General features: G+C 54.1%; 13 protein-coding genes. 6 read left to right on the top strand and 7 right to left on the bottom strand.

The window, feature by feature from the left end; all coding sequences use genetic code 11:
• Positions 1-5 precede the first annotated feature (5 nt).
• Positions 6-1,616, bottom strand: coding sequence for a HEAT repeat domain-containing protein (locus tag C5Y83_RS19870; RefSeq protein ID WP_105331489.1), 1,611 nt, complete (start codon positions 1,614-1,616; stop codon positions 6-8).
• Positions 1,617-2,238: 622 nt separating this feature from the next.
• On the opposite strand from C5Y83_RS19870, the gene C5Y83_RS19880 reads away from it, so the two are divergent.
• The gene (locus C5Y83_RS19880; protein WP_199195079.1) at positions 2,239-2,523 is read left to right on the top strand and encodes a hypothetical protein; all 285 of its coding nucleotides are present in this window, start codon (positions 2,239-2,241) and stop codon (positions 2,521-2,523) included.
• A 296-nt stretch (positions 2,524-2,819) separates the two neighbouring features.
• Positions 2,820-4,085: a DEAD/DEAH box helicase gene (locus tag C5Y83_RS19885; RefSeq protein ID WP_233207290.1), complete on the top strand. Its 1,266-nt coding sequence runs from the start codon at positions 2,820-2,822 to the stop codon at positions 4,083-4,085.
• 4 nt (positions 4,086-4,089) lie between these two features.
• Here the strand turns inward: C5Y83_RS19885 and C5Y83_RS19890 are convergent, their stop codons facing one another.
• The 3 genes from C5Y83_RS19890 to C5Y83_RS19900 form a co-directional block, all read right to left on the bottom strand.
• The gene (locus C5Y83_RS19890; protein ID WP_146117846.1) at positions 4,090-4,545 is read right to left on the bottom strand and encodes a hypothetical protein; all 456 of its coding nucleotides are present in this window, start codon (positions 4,543-4,545) and stop codon (positions 4,090-4,092) included.
• A 101-nt stretch (positions 4,546-4,646) separates the two neighbouring features.
• Positions 4,647-5,672 (bottom strand): extracellular solute-binding protein, encoded by a 1,026-nt coding sequence (locus C5Y83_RS19895; protein WP_105331492.1) that lies wholly within the window; start codon positions 5,670-5,672, stop codon positions 4,647-4,649.
• A gap of 18 nt (positions 5,673-5,690) precedes the next feature.
• Positions 5,691-6,149, bottom strand: coding sequence for a hypothetical protein (locus tag C5Y83_RS19900; protein ID WP_105331493.1), 459 nt, complete (start codon positions 6,147-6,149; stop codon positions 5,691-5,693).
• Between the two features lie 93 nt (positions 6,150-6,242).
• Between C5Y83_RS19900 and C5Y83_RS19905 the strand changes: the two genes are divergently transcribed.
• On the top strand, positions 6,243-7,769 hold the full coding sequence (locus C5Y83_RS19905; RefSeq protein ID WP_105331494.1) for a hypothetical protein: 1,527 nt from the start codon (positions 6,243-6,245) through the stop codon (positions 7,767-7,769).
• A 15-nt stretch (positions 7,770-7,784) separates the two neighbouring features.
• On the opposite strand, the gene C5Y83_RS19910 is transcribed toward C5Y83_RS19905, so the two are convergent.
• Positions 7,785-9,137, bottom strand: a complete 1,353-nt coding sequence (locus C5Y83_RS19910; RefSeq protein ID WP_105331495.1) for a PQQ-binding-like beta-propeller repeat protein — start codon at positions 9,135-9,137, stop codon at positions 7,785-7,787.
• A gap of 142 nt (positions 9,138-9,279) precedes the next feature.
• On the opposite strand from C5Y83_RS19910, the gene C5Y83_RS19915 reads away from it, so the two are divergent.
• Together C5Y83_RS19915 and C5Y83_RS19920 are read left to right on the top strand one after the other, a co-directional pair.
• Positions 9,280-9,483: a hypothetical protein gene (locus C5Y83_RS19915; RefSeq protein WP_105331496.1), complete on the top strand. Its 204-nt coding sequence runs from the start codon at positions 9,280-9,282 to the stop codon at positions 9,481-9,483.
• 237 nt (positions 9,484-9,720) lie between these two features.
• Complete coding sequence (locus C5Y83_RS19920; RefSeq protein ID WP_105331497.1) at positions 9,721-10,902, top strand: TlpA disulfide reductase family protein; 1,182 nt, start codon at positions 9,721-9,723, stop codon at positions 10,900-10,902.
• 73 nt (positions 10,903-10,975) lie between these two features.
• Here C5Y83_RS19920 and epmB read toward each other — a convergent pair whose 3' ends face one another.
• The gene (gene epmB, locus C5Y83_RS19925; protein ID WP_105331498.1) at positions 10,976-12,022 is read right to left on the bottom strand and encodes an EF-P beta-lysylation protein EpmB; all 1,047 of its coding nucleotides are present in this window, start codon (positions 12,020-12,022) and stop codon (positions 10,976-10,978) included.
• An 88-nt stretch (positions 12,023-12,110) separates the two neighbouring features.
• On the opposite strand from epmB, the gene efp reads away from it, so the two are divergent.
• Positions 12,111-12,677, top strand: a complete 567-nt coding sequence (gene efp, locus C5Y83_RS19930; protein ID WP_105331499.1) for an elongation factor P — start codon at positions 12,111-12,113, stop codon at positions 12,675-12,677.
• A 93-nt stretch (positions 12,678-12,770) separates the two neighbouring features.
• Here efp and C5Y83_RS19935 read toward each other — a convergent pair whose 3' ends face one another.
• On the bottom strand, positions 12,771-14,267 hold the full coding sequence (locus C5Y83_RS19935; RefSeq protein ID WP_105331500.1) for a metallophosphoesterase: 1,497 nt from the start codon (positions 14,265-14,267) through the stop codon (positions 12,771-12,773).
• Between the last annotated feature and the right edge of the window lie 75 nt (positions 14,268-14,342).

A 14,342-nucleotide genomic window follows, 5' to 3' on the forward strand; every position in this document is an offset into this window, starting at 1 on the left:
ATTTGTTAAGAGACCTCTCCGGCATCGTCCGAATCGGCCACATCTTCCAAGCTGGCTCCTAGCGAGGCCCATTCAGGGCGGTCTTTGTTGAATGTCTGTAGGTATTCTCGGCCAGTATGGATGAAATAGGCCTCGCGTGGACCGATCGGATGGCGGCTTTCACCAGCGGGATAGAAGGTCGTGTTTCTCATGTCTGCCACGGCCGTTCCTGCCTGACCTTCACGGCGGGTTGCCGCGATCAGGCGGACATCGTCGAAAAAGAAGCCCAGCATCGCAACCTGAGGCGACTCGTATCCTTCACTTTCGATGCGTTGCCGGAGATTCTCAGCCAATTGAGCCTGATTCGGCTGCCACTTATTAGGTTCCAATTCAAACACATCAGGGTGTTCGGCCTGCCAGCCTGCGAATGCGGCGTAAATATCTTGAATGGGCAGCGACGTCAGATCGACGGCAAAGCTTTGCGTCACTGGGCCGACGATTCCAACACTTTGAAACGTCCCGCCTGGCATGTGATAGCCGTAGCGAATCAGGTGACACTCGACTGGTTGTTCGAAGCCGGGCCAACCTAGTGTTCGTTGATCAACACGTTCGACTTCATGCGGAGGTAAACCAAATTGGGTGTCGAGCGATAGCCAGGCGGCCAATTCACCAACCACTTTGGCTTCTTCCGTTTGATGTTCTGCTGGGATCTTGTCGAGCATGTTCAAGTCTTCCGCCACGGCCAGCACACGCGGCCGGCAAACGGGCTCAGCGGCGAGTTCTACCAGTTGTTCTTTTCCCTCTTCATTACCTAGCTGGGCCAGGGCAATAGCGGCCTCCAAGCGAAGCTTGCGATGAGCTAAGTCCATGGCTGGTTTGATTTTACCAACGGCCTTTGTGTCGCCGATCAACGCCATCGCCTCACAAATTGCCAACGCGATCGAGGTTGCTTCGGTGACCTGGAGCTTGGCCGCGGCGAACTCTTTGGCATCCGTGGGAGGCTGCGTTTCAAACTTGGATAGTCGCGCCACCAGACCGCTGAACAGTTCGCCAAGCGCATCGACTCGATCGGCCGCCGGATGCTTATCGACCATTCCGGTGCGCGTGATGTAGTTGGCTAGGTCCAACACGAGCGCGGCGACGGTCAGATGAGAGAGCGCTTCCAACAATTTTGGAAAAAGTGTCTCCGTCGGGAACTCTTGTCGGCGCAAAAGAGGAACAAAAGCGATCGCGGCCGAGTTAGAATTTGTTGGTGGTTGTTCAACGACCAACTCGGCAAAGATTTCGAGCGACTCTTCACTCGCGAGGGCGCTCAAAAGCGCGAGTAAAAGATGCCCCATTCGATGCGTTGCGCCCCATTTTCGATAGGCACTAGCAACGCGATCCAAGTCGCTGTCGTCCAACTCTTCGACGTCGCGCAATCGCATCGCCAGAAGGTTCAAAACGCGGTCCAGGAACTTCCGTTGCGGCTCGCTGAGCGTAGGGGGAACCGACTCTAAAAACCTTAAAATACCGGCAATTTCGAGTTCATCAGCGCTGAGAATCCATTGCAGCGCTGCGGGGTGAGAGACCAACGTTTGCAGCGTGGTGTCTCCTTCCAACCAGGCACTCAAAACGACATTCAAACGGTCCGACATGGATTCACTTTCGCACTTGGGAGCTTTGCTGACGACTTCGTCCAACTACAGTCTAAAGTCCCAATCGAATTGCCGCGACCACCATCTGCAAACCGACGCGCGAAGCACGTCGCGAGCTGACCTCGCTGCGTTGTGGCGAAAGGTTTTTCGAAGAAGTCTTTCACACGCCGCGAACTTTTTCTGAACAAATTCGATTTGAGGAACGATAATTCACCTTGACGAAAGAAAGGCAAAGTTGATTCAATTTGCGAGAAGTAGTTTTTCTTTCGTTGCGTAAGGTTGTCATTCGTTTTTTGAACGACATCAAACGCCACTCACGAAGTGAAAAACGCCGGCTTGAAATTCCCGCGAGGATGCCGAGTCGAAACGGGTTGAAGTGTTTGTGAACCAGAACTGGTCGCGTTCAGATGGCGACTTCCGACTTGAAGACGGAATGTCTGCGTTAAGCTTCTGCCCAATCGAATCTGCCATGCATTCGGACGGATGAAAATGGATGTTCAACCCTCGGCTTTACCTGAGGGCTCGGCATACTGCCTAAGCAGATTCGAGAGGACTTTTGTGATGCCCCAAAAGTCGTCTCTTAAGAAATTCGGGCATCGAATCTTGAGGAGCCCACGGAAAGATGGCAACCAAGAAGAAAGCTGCACCGAAGAAGACCGCTAAGAAGGCAACCGCGAAGAAGGCTTCGCCAAAAAAGGCTGCTAAGAAGACGGTCAAGAAGGCTGCAACCAAGAAGGCTTCGCCAAAGAAGGCCGCCAAGAAGACGGTGAAGAAGGCTGCGACCAAGAAAGCCGCGACCAAAAAGGCTTCGCCAAAGAAGGCCGCTAAAAAGGCCGTGAAGAAGACCGCTAAGAAAAAGACCACCAAGAAAGCTGCTGCTGCCGCTCCGGCAACTCCAGCCACCTAAGGTCCTCGGCCGGCAACTGGCCGGCTGATTTGGTTTTTCTCACAACAGTGTCCCCCCCTGGGCGGCCTGGCTGATAACGACGAGAAAGGCCGAACCTCTGTCCCGTTACGTCAAACGGGCTAGTGGTTCGGCCTATTTGTTTGCGCTTCCTGCGGTTTGTTGGCCGATACCATGACTAACGAGGGGTTTGCTCGATTGTCCAATTGCCGTTTGTACAGTATTTTCTTGTACATACAGATAGATCCGTAATCCCTCCTATTGCCTTGGACTGCTCATTCCAGAAACGGCTCAGAACCTTGTCGATCCCTGAAGACACTCCCCAAACACGATTTTCCGACCTCAAGCTCTCCGAAAAGATGCTCGCGGCGCTCGACGATGCCCGCTACGAGTTTCCTTCGCCCATTCAAGAGGGTGTCATTCCAATTGCTTTGGAGGGGAAAGATGTCCTGGGGCAAGCTCGCACCGGGACCGGCAAGACCGCCGCGTTCAGCATTCCGATCATCGAAACGCTCCCCGCCGGCAAGGGCCCACATGCGTTGATCTTGGTGCCAACCCGGGAGTTGGCTGTCCAAGTTCGTGACGAGATCGTGAAGCTCTCCAAGGGAATGTCGATCCAATGCGTTGCCCTGTACGGTGGTAAGCCGATCCGAGGGCAGATGGAAAAGCTGAAACGCAACCCACACATTATCGTCGGCACGCCAGGTCGTGTAATCGACCATATGACGCGGCGTTCGCTTAACCTCGATTACTTGTCGATGGTCGTTCTCGATGAAGCGGACCGAATGCTCGACATTGGTTTCCGTCCTGATATCGAGAAGATCCTTCGTCGCTGTCCGGAAGAGCGTCAGACGATGTTGCTCAGTGCGACGGTGCCACCTCCGATCGAGCGACTCGCGAATCGCTATATGCGAGATCCCGTTAAAGTCGACTTCTCGCCAACGAACATCTCGGCCGATACGATCGAGCAACACTACTTCACGGTTGACGGTCCGAAGAAGATGGAACTGCTGGTCCGGCTGCTGCGACGCGAACAGCCGACCAAAAGCATTGTCTTCTGCCGCACGAAAAGGGGCACCGAGAAGCTATTCCAGCGGCTACAGAAGAAGACCAAGCTGGTCCGCTGCATCCATGGAGACATGCATCAAGGGGCCCGAAATCGCACGATCACCGATTTCAAGGCGAACAAGTACCGGATTCTGATCGCCACCGATGTGGTGGGCCGCGGTATCGATATCTCGGATGTCACGCTGATCATCAATTACGACGTGCCAGAGTTCTCGGACGATTACGTCCACCGCGTGGGACGTACGGGCCGTATGGGCAAAGAAGGGGTCGCTTACACGTTTGTGACTCCTGAAGAAGGAAGTCAGCTGACCCGTATCGAGATGCGAATCGATAAGCTTCTGATTCGTGACGAGATCGAAGGCTTCGACCCGTACGTGAAGACCGCCGTTGAAACGGGCCCGCCGCATTCCCGCGATACTGAGACGCCTGAAGGGGAAGAACCCAAGGACGCTCCTCCGAAGAAGACACCCCGTCGTCGTCATCGCCGAGCTCTTTAGTTCATCACTCAGGCTTGCGCGGGTTGGTCTCGATCTTTTCCAATGGAAGATCGAGCATATCGGCCACACGCTTGGCAAACGCTTCGACTTCGTCATCGGCTGGCTTCGAGACTAATCCTATCGGTAGTTCGTCGTCGATAGGCCGCAACTGCACGGAGAACCAATCCCATTCCGGCGAACTAGGATCGTGAATGATTCGTTGGAGTTCAACAGCCCGAAATGCCGTTCGATCGGTCGTTTTCGTGGACAGTCGAATAGGGCCGAATACGTTTGCCTGAGCCACGCGGCGGTGATTGCCGTCGATGACGAATTCATATCGCAAGGTCGCCATCAGGACGCCGAATAAGACGCCAGTGAGTGGGAAAAGAAGCGTCTTGATCATCTCGATCGTGGAATCTTTCTCTGTGACTTGTGTCTGATAGATATAGATCGTCAGAGTAATTCCGATCACGGCAACCATCGATCCCACCCAGATGAGGCTTCCGCCACCGGTGACGAATGTGATTGTATTCCGATCGTTGGTTGGTTTTTGGCGTATCGTTCGAACTCCAGTGAAAGAGGCTAGTTGGTTAGTATTGTTTCCCGCAGAAACTTTGCCGCAGGGTCCCACTGCTCAAGCGATTGGCTCCAATCAACTCGCATTGCCTTGACCGTCTTGGGTGTCTCGACCCGTAGTGGCACTTCCAGGTTCTTGTTGAGGGGGATTTGAGCGCTGGGACCTTCCGCAAGGGCCGTTTCCACTTTCGCCGAAAATAGGTAGTCAACCAGTGCTTTGGCCGCGTCTGGGTTTGGGCCACCTTTGATGATTGCCAGCGTGTTTGGGATGAATAGCGTGCCAAGTTGTTCTTCTCCCTGGTCCGGGTAGACGATCATGACAGGGCGTCCTTGCTCAATCTCGACCATGGCATCATCGGTATCGGTTAGTCCGAAGGTGATTTCCCCGCTGGAAACCGCTTGGGCGACTTGTTTGTTTCCCGGGAACATCTTGGCATTTGTTTGCAGCTTACTGAAGAACTCTTTGGCCTTCTCTTCGCCTAGCTCCGCGAACAGAACCGCCGCATGGGTAGCGGTCGTGCCGAACAGCGGTTTGGCGTAACCACCTTCCTCTTTCCATTGTTCGTTGGCTAAGTCGAATACTGAGCTCGGAGCTTTCTGTTTCCCCAACTTTTCCGTGTTCACGAGCAAAATGCGAGCGCGTGCCGCGAATCCGACCCATTGGCCGTCCAGATCGACGAACTCGGCCGGATACTCGTCGTAGTGGGTCGGCTTGTAACTTTCTAACATACCCGCTTGTTGGAGCCGCAGGGTGTTAAGGATCTCGTTGTTCCAGAAGACATCGCAGCGAGGTCGATCTTTCTCGGCGAACAAGGTCTCGGTTAGTCCGACCGTCTTATTGGCCTCGGTATCGAATTTCGGTACGACGACGACGCCGGTTTCCTGTTGATACGCTTTGAAATGCTCTTCCGAAAACTCTTGATCCAGTGCGGTGTAGACGACCACTTCGCTGGTGGCCGCCGGACGGCAACCGAGAGTGACCAGAAGGATTATCAGAACGGCCGATGCGATAAGGGAACTAAAGCGGGGCACGGGCTTCTTTCGAGAGAATCAGGAGGAAGTTTGCGAACCACGGGGAATCGCCTTCCAGCGAACGGCCCACACGGCCAGCGAAATGAGGCTGGTGACCAGCAAGCTGACCAGCGTGGTCGACTGGCCTGCCAAGAGTGGAATCGAGGACGATTGCCGCGCGTAGAACATCGCCACGACAATCAACACAACCACGTTGGCGGCCATCCAGCCGAGGTCCGATTTTCGTTCGTAAGGCCCGCTTCCGAAAAGATGCTGATGGTCGAGAACCGACGTCCGCAAGTGTCCGGCTGCGAGCAAGAATTGATATAACGCGGCAACGCCCCAGAGGAGTACCGCCGGCACGAAAACATTGGCATGTTGCGGGGCAGGCGAGGGCCAATCGAAGCAAGTGGCAATCGCACCGGCGAAGCAAACTAGGGCGCATGCTCCATGGGCTTTGGGAAGACCAACTTTTTCAGGCTGTGCAGCTTCCTGCATGGGACACACAACATCGACAAAGACGCGAATTGAATTTTCGTCTAAAATAACACCAAATCGAACTTTTGTCTTCTCTTGGGGCAGAGGCGGCCCATGAACCGAACGATCTTCGTCATCTTCTGCATCCCGATTCTGCTGCTGGGTTGCAGCAAGTCAGAATCGGACTCGACTCCTGTCGCTCAGTCGTCGGAGAAGCAGAAGCCTGCGCCAAAGCCAGAGAAGTCGAAACCACCAGCGGTTCGTTCGGCGACAGTTGGCGACACAACGAAACCGAAGGAAGAATCCGGTGATTTCTTCGGAAACGGATTCATGAATTCGGATCGATTGAAAAAACGCCTGAAGGTCGGGCGGATCGAACCGGAAGTTCAGTTTACGGCCGATCCTGCAAAGCTCGAGGCCGCCGGAATCCGCGTGATTGAAGGGAAGCACGTTCAGATCTACACCGACTTGGAATCATCCGCTTCAATCGATGAGTTGCCCCAAGTCTTTGATGCGGCGTTTCCTCAATGGTGCGAATACTTCAAAGTCGATCCAGTACAGAACGCTGATTGGAAAATCAAAGCCGTATTGATGTCAGGCAAAGACAAGTTCCGCCAGGCTGGTCTCTTCCCGGATAGCTTGCCTGAGTTTTTGCACGGCTACTACCAAGGGGACGCGGTTTGGTTGTTGGATCAGCCAAGCGATTATTACCGTCGACATCTACTGCTGCACGAAGGTACGCACGCGTTCATGTACATCTTGCTGGGTGGGGCGGGACCTCCTTGGTACATGGAAGGAATGGCCGAGCATTTCGGCACACACACGTGGGACAACGGCCAGCTGACAACCAGGGTGATGCCTCCCTCGAAAGAGGCGACACCGATGTGGGGGCGCATCAAGATCATTCAAGATGAAGTGAAGGAAGGGAAAACGCTTTCGCTGGTCAGCGTGATGGCGACCCCTCAAAAGGCGTTTCTTGAGAACCGGCCGTACGCTTGGTGCTGGGGCGTGTGTGCGTTTCTCGACAATCACAGCCTCTCGAAGGAAGCATTTCGAGAGATGGTTAGCCAGGTAAAGCTGACCGGAGGGTTCAGCGAGCGTCTGTTCGATCGCTTGGGCGCGGTCATGCCGAAGCTGTCAGAGAACTGGCAGGTGTTCACCATCAATGCGGATTACGGCTACGATTGGGAGCGGAACGAGGTCGTTTACCAAGATTCAGTGCCGATGGTTGGTGAAACGGCCACTGCAGAGATCGCCACCGACCGCGGCTGGCAATCGACGGGAATCGCACTCGAACCCAACGTCGTTTACGAAGTACGAGCGATTGGCCAGTACGAGATTCGCAACGATGGCCAGCCGTGGATGTGCGAGCCCAACGGAGTGACGATCCACTATTGGAAGGGAAAGCCACTGGGCGTTCTGTTAGGCAGCCTTCGCAATGAGCACTGGAACGGTACTTCGATCACGGATCTCGCAAAATCATATCCCGTCGGATTTGGTACAGAACTGTATCCAGCTGGACCAGCGACGTTATTTCTGAAGGTGAACGAGAGCCCTGCCGAGTTGGCGGATAACGTCGGCAAGATTCAGATTCAAATCAAACGCCTCGACAAGAAGCCACCAGTTTCTGGTGGCCAGTAGTCGGTTTGCTGAAGGCTAATTCCCAATGCAGTACAGCGACTTCTTCCCGCGAATGAAGAGTTTCCCGTGGGCGATCGCCGGTGAGGCAATCGTGGTGTCGTTAAGTTGGTTCACGGCCACTTCTTCAAACTCTGTCTTCGCTGCGACGACGATGCACTTGCCGTCGATATTGATGAAATAAATCTTCCCATCAGCTGCGACCGGTGAAGCTTTGAAGTTGCCTCCCAGACGTTCTCGCCAATGCAGATCGCCTGTCTCGGCGTCGTAGCAATTGGCAATGCCGTCGTCAGTGACGGTGAACAGCATGCCATCCAGGAACACGGGCGAGGGAGTATCAGGTGTCGTTTTTTCGACTGTCCATTCGATCGCTTCTTCGGGAACGAGTCCTTTGAACTCCGCCAGTTTCACGGCAAGAAGCGGCTTGCGCATACCCCGCGTGGTGAAGATTGTTCCATCTCCCAGCACGGGCCCAGTGACTGTGCGTCCGCCAACCAATTTCGGTAAATGCCACAATTGCTTGCCAGTTTGGGGATTGTAAGCGTCCAACGCATTTCCGCCCATGATGATGATTTGGGTGTGACCATCCTTCTGAACCAAAAGAGGCGTTGTGTAGGCGTCCAATTCTTCAGCCGTTCCTTCTGGCATTCGTTTGGTAAACCACCGTCGCTCGCCCGTTTTCAGATCATGAGCGACCACGTAACTCTCCACTGGATTCTTACGCAGATCTGCCAAAGAGTCTTGCATGCAGACGGAAATCACCATGCCATCGAAAACCACAGGACTGTTGGCATGCCCCCACCAGATCGTGTATTCGCCATATTCCGACTGCAAATTGTGTCGCCAACGTTCTTCGCCATCCAGCGAGTAGGTCGCCAGCAACCCGTTGCCGAAGTGGACCACGACTGAGTCGCCACTGACAACCGGAGAGGGGCTGGCCATATTGTGCAAGTTGTGGAACTTCTGGGAACTGCGTCGAGGTGCCTCGCGCGGAGTCTCGGCATTGTCGACCAGGATGTTCAATTCAACTTGGCCTGTGGCCGCATCCAAACGCAGTAGCCGTAGTTCGTTGGCATCGTTTTGCAACGTGAGAAAGACATGGTCGCCGACAATCGCCGGTGTCGAGTCGCCCCAGCCGGCCAGTGGCGTTTGCCACGCCAGATTCTCGGTGGCGCTCCACTTTGTCGGAACATTTTTTGCTTCGCTAAGGCCATCGCCCAGCGGCCCACGCCAAGCTGGCCACGATGTCGGATCGCCTTGGGGTACTGGCTTCCAGGCGGAATCTTCCGCATAACCCGCCGCTGGCAGCAGCAAGAGGGTTAAACAAGCGAGCCAACGAACGGGAAATGTGCGGGTCGAAATCTCGATCATGATGAGTCGTGAGGTAAGATGAAAGGATCGGGAGGGAGGAGTCGTCGCTTTAACTTACCACGAGGCGAGACCGAAATCGAGAATTTCTGAACTCCCACAAGTCAATTCTGTGCGGTCGATCGTGCAACAATTAGAGGAAGCCATGTCTGAAGCTGATCCATACCGAGAACTTGCTGATTACCTGCAGGGGCAGAATCTCTCCGAAGAGGAAATTGGCCGTGTCATTGCTCGCGTTCAGGAGTACGACCTGGATACTCGTGTCGATTCGATCATGGATAGCGTCGCATCAGGCGATCTAAATCTACAGGCCGTGATCGACGAGGCTTTAAAGAACACCGCCGATTAGAGCAGTAATACGCATCGTGCGTGTGGGATAAGACGCTACTTCGCATCGATTTATCGCTTTTCTCACGGAATCTGGCTGGCCATGCCTATGGTTTCTCCAATAATTGGGGAAACGTCTGACTAAGACGGAAGATCCCGTCGATCACGACTTCCGTCTCCCCCGTCAAAATCTCCCGCCCTAACTCCGCTAGGCATCATGCTCGCAGCGGTGACTCCATAGCAAAGGATTTCTTCTACTATGACACGTGTATCACTGGTGACACTGTTGCTTTTGGCTGCCGTAGGTTGTGCCGGCGAAGCCCAAAGTGGAGATCAAGCCAAGATGCCAGGCATTGGTGGGCCAGCTAAGCCTGGTGCTTCTGCCGGTGACAATCCCGCGCTGGTAGGTTCCGATCAGCTCAAGACCTTCGAGTCTGATGCCGATCCGCAAAAGTTGGTCGAGTTCGCTCGCCAAAATCTGCAAGCCATTGATGCGGTCATCCGGGAATCTCCTGAACAAGCCAAGATCCAGGTCGATGCGCTTCGCAAAGCAATGAGTGAAGTCAAAACCGAGGGCAGTGAGGAAGCCGAGGCGATCGTTGGACAGGTCAATCAAGCTCTCGATCTCTTTGCCGAACAGATCAAACTTCAACGCACGACTTTGGAGGGACTGAAGGAAGAAGTGACCAAGTCGCCAGACGACGTCGAGGGGATCAAGCGTTACACCATGAAGTTGATGATGGTTCTCTCGCAAAGCATGGACGATGTGAAAATGATTGAAGCTGCGCTGAAGAGCGAAGGGGAGTTTATCGCTTCCACCACTGAAAAAGCAACCGACTCGGAAGCCAAACTGGCACTCAAGCGCGCCGAATTGATGCTGCGGTCGATGGAAGGGAACGTCGAACGTCTCAAGGCCTACGACGCCGTTGTCGGTAAGGAGATGTTACCGATCGAAGCCGATGCCTGGGTCAATGGAAAGCCGATCACTACGGAAGAACTCCAAGGTAAAGTCGTGCTGTTCGACTTCTGGGCAATCTGGTGTGGTCCTTGCATCGCCAGCTTCCCCCATTTGATCGAGTGGCAAGAGAAGTACGGAGACCAAGGGTTCCAAGTCGTCGGCGTGACGCAGTACTTCGACTTCACATGGCCTGAAGGATCCGAGCGACCTCAACAGTCGGAAAGCGGCAACGCTGATCCGAAAGAGGAGCAGGCCGCCCTCACGAAGCTAACGAAGATGTACCACTTGAACTATCCAACCGCGGTCATGAAGGACTCGGAGGATTTCTACAAGTACTATGCAGTATCGGCGATTCCGCACATGGTGATCGTTGGTCGCGATGGGAAAGTGAAGAAGGTCAATGCTGGGATCAGCGAGGATATCGCCAAGAAGCTTGATGTTGAGATCCAAGAACTCTTGAAAGAACCAGCGCCCTCGAAGTAGGGCCAATAACTGTCGTACTCGACAAAGGTGACCGATTTCCGTCGGTCGCCTTTTTCTCTTTCTTGACGATGGCCTAGGCGATGACTCGCTTGTTCGCGTCTCCCGCGATTTCTTCCACATATCGCGGCACAAGATAACCAGGTAACCGCTTTCGCATTGATTCGACGATCGCAATTCCCGCCTCGCGTGGTACTAGAAAGTGGGCTGCGCCTTGCACGTGGTCTAGCTGATGCAGGTAGTATGGCATCACGTGGCTATCAAATAATCGCTCGGAAAGTTCGGTCAATGTTTCCACGTTGTCATTTACGTGACGGAGGAGCACGCTCTGGTTGAGCAGCGGCACGCCAGCTTCGTTCAAGCGGCCCAGGGCGGCAATCACATCATTCCCCAGTTCCTGCGGGTGGTTCACGTGAATAACCACGATCGGCTTCAATCGGGTTCGGGTGAGCCAAGAAACTAGACGATCGTTCACCCGGCTGGGAATCATCACTGGTAAGCGGGTATGGATCCTCAAACGTCGAATGTGGCTAACTTGGGCAATTTTCTCGACAAGTTGCTCCAAAATCGGGTCGGTCAGCGTCAGCGGATCGCCGCCGGAAAGTAAGATTTCGTGAAGCGATTTGTCTTCCCCGATCGCTTTCAGCGCCGTTTCCCAGGCATCAATACCTTTGGGACTTTCGCCATAGGGAAAATGGCGACGGAAACAGTAACGGCAATGCACCGCGCACGCCCCCGTCGTAATCATCAACGCCCGGCCATGATACTTCTGCAGCAAGCCGGGGGTAAGAGTCGCTTCATGATCACCAACAGGATTCGCCGTAAATCCTTCAGCAGGAAAGGTTTCCTGCTTGACCGGTAGCACCTGTCGGAGAAGTGGATCGTGCGGATCGCCTGGCTGCATTTTGGCGGCGAACTCGCGGGGCACGAACAAGGGGAAGCTGTCCGCTGCGGTTAACCCGGAAGTGGCCAAGTCGGCTGGCAACTGCAAGAAGCGGCACAGCTCGTCCAGGCGGCGAAAAGCAGCCCGCATCGACGCTCGCCAACCCTCGCTAGGCGACGGGACATCACGCGCGATACAATTGCCACTCGCAGATTGCGTTTCGGTAGTTACAATGTTCATCTTTCCATTTTACAAGAAAGCCCAGGCCCAACAGGGGTCCTGAAGGCCTTGGATAGACGACGGATATCTTTTTTCAGCGAGTCCCCACGTGCAATACAGTACTAGCGATTTTCGTAAAGGTTTGAAGGTTCAGATCGACGGCGAGCCCTACATCATGTCCGAATGCAACTTTGTGAAGCCGGGCAAGGGAAACGCTTTGTACAAGTGTCGGCTTAAGAACCTGATCCGGGGCACCACGCTCGATCGGACCTACCGTGGTGGCGAAACGTTAGAATCGGCTGACGTCGAAGAAACTGACGTGCAGTTCTTGTATAAGCAAGGCGAAACGTGGGTATTCATGGACAACACCTCGTTCGAACAGTACGAGTTGGACGCCGATGCCGTAGGGGACGGTTGGAAGTTCCTGAAGGACGGGATGAAGTGCATGATGACCCTGTTCAACGGTAATCCATTGGACATGACTCCACCGATTCAGGTCGAAATGGAAGTCACCTACTGTGAGCCAGGTGCCAAAGGTAACACCGCGACAAACGTGACCAAGCCAGCCACAATCGAAACCGGTGCCGAAATCCAAGTTCCTGCTTTCGTGAACCTGGGCGACGTGATCAGAGTCGATACCCGCGATGGTTCGTACGTAGAACGTGTGAAGAAGTAAACCGAACTTCCCCTGCGAACATCTATCAAACGCTCGTCCAGCGACCTGGTCGAGCGTTTTTTTGTGCATGGCCAGCTAAGGTAAATGTGTTGTCTATCGTTTCGGTGCCCCAATCCCACCAGCGTTTCTACGGAGTTCGGCAGGCTCGGCAACGTGGATTGGCTTTTCAAGGCCGTGCAGACGTAAACACTGGGTGAACGACTCGAATGTCGCGTTCAGTACAGTACACAGGTAGATTGGCAAATCTTTCTTCGTGATTGTGTTGGTACTCACCTGGTAATACTTGGCGTAGTCTTCAGCCGCGGGGCTTTGGAGATCGAGTCGCATCTTTGTGAACACGCGATTGATCGACGCCGCCGTCACATGTTGGAACCCGTAGGCCTCCTTCGCATCGTATTCCTGTTTCCAGGTTTCGCTTCCCCTTTTTTTGAGTGCCGCGAGATCAAGGTATTCGACTTGCCAGTTCGAGATCACCGTCGATTGATCATCGATTTGAAAGACTTGAAATGCCGAATTGTTTCCGAAGATCGGACTGACCGCCGGTGCAATCTTGTGAAGAAGGATCGGCTGACCGTCAATACGATCGATACGGAAGTCATCCATGTGGGTATGCCCTGTGAACGACACGTGCAGGACATCTCGATATTCGTCGATGATGGAGAGGTAACGCGTGGTGAATTCATCGGTCCATAGCTCGGCCGCTTTGCTCTTGCCGCTATCCTTCTCTTCGACGTAGCTATCGAGCCCTGGCGGAACATGCATTAGCAGCCAGACCCGCTTCTTCTCGGTTCGCGCTTGAGCTAGTTCTTCCTTCAACCAACCCATTAGCGCTCTGCCTGGCGCGGTACCTGGGTCGGTACAATCGCAGCAGTTTTGTTTGCCAGGAGCGTGATACGCACAGCAGTAACTGCCGGACCATAGTACCGAATTCAAGACCAGCAATCGATCTGCTGGTAAGCCAGGGAGTTCCGCTCGATAGGCACCGAGCTCCGAGAACTCTTGTCGAAACGAATCTTGATCGACCGTACCATGGAGTAGTGGTTGCCAGATTTGTCCGAACGACTTGAGAAACGACCCACCCGGCTGAATCCAGTAGTCGCCGCAATACGAGTCATCGTTTCCTAATGTTGCCAATATCGGCGTATCTGGAAATCGTTTTTTGAATTCCTGGGCAACGACTGCCAACGCTTTGTTGGTGAAATCACGATAAGCCTGAGGGTTCTGGGCAATCGTTTCCCCGGCTAGTTTGTCGTAATTAGCTTGCCAATCATGAGCAAGGAAGTCGCCGGGATAGAGGATGAACGCAGGTTCCGGCAAACGCTGCTGCGCGGCGTCGAGTGCCGAGACCATCAGCGCGAAGTTACTGTCGCTACCATAGGCCGGCGGCGGTTGCTTCAGCGACTCAAAGAACCCCGGCCACTGCTCTGCCGGCAGTTGTTGCAGGGCTTTGAATTGAGCCTGATTCAATCCGGCCATCGGATTGAAGTGGATGTCGGACAGCACGAGAAACTCGGCAGCCTGCATTTGTGCCGCGAGTCCCACCAAAAGACAGAAGCAGAAAATCGTCCACCGCAGAAGCCTACAGGTCATGTTGTCCTAGCTGTTGAAACGAGACGGGGAGCTGATTGGAAGTGCCTATCATCTCCGTCATGTGTTCCCGTTGCA

Source organism: Blastopirellula marina, assembly GCF_002967765.1.
Lineage (GTDB): Bacteria > Planctomycetota > Planctomycetia > Pirellulales > Pirellulaceae > Bremerella > Bremerella marina_A.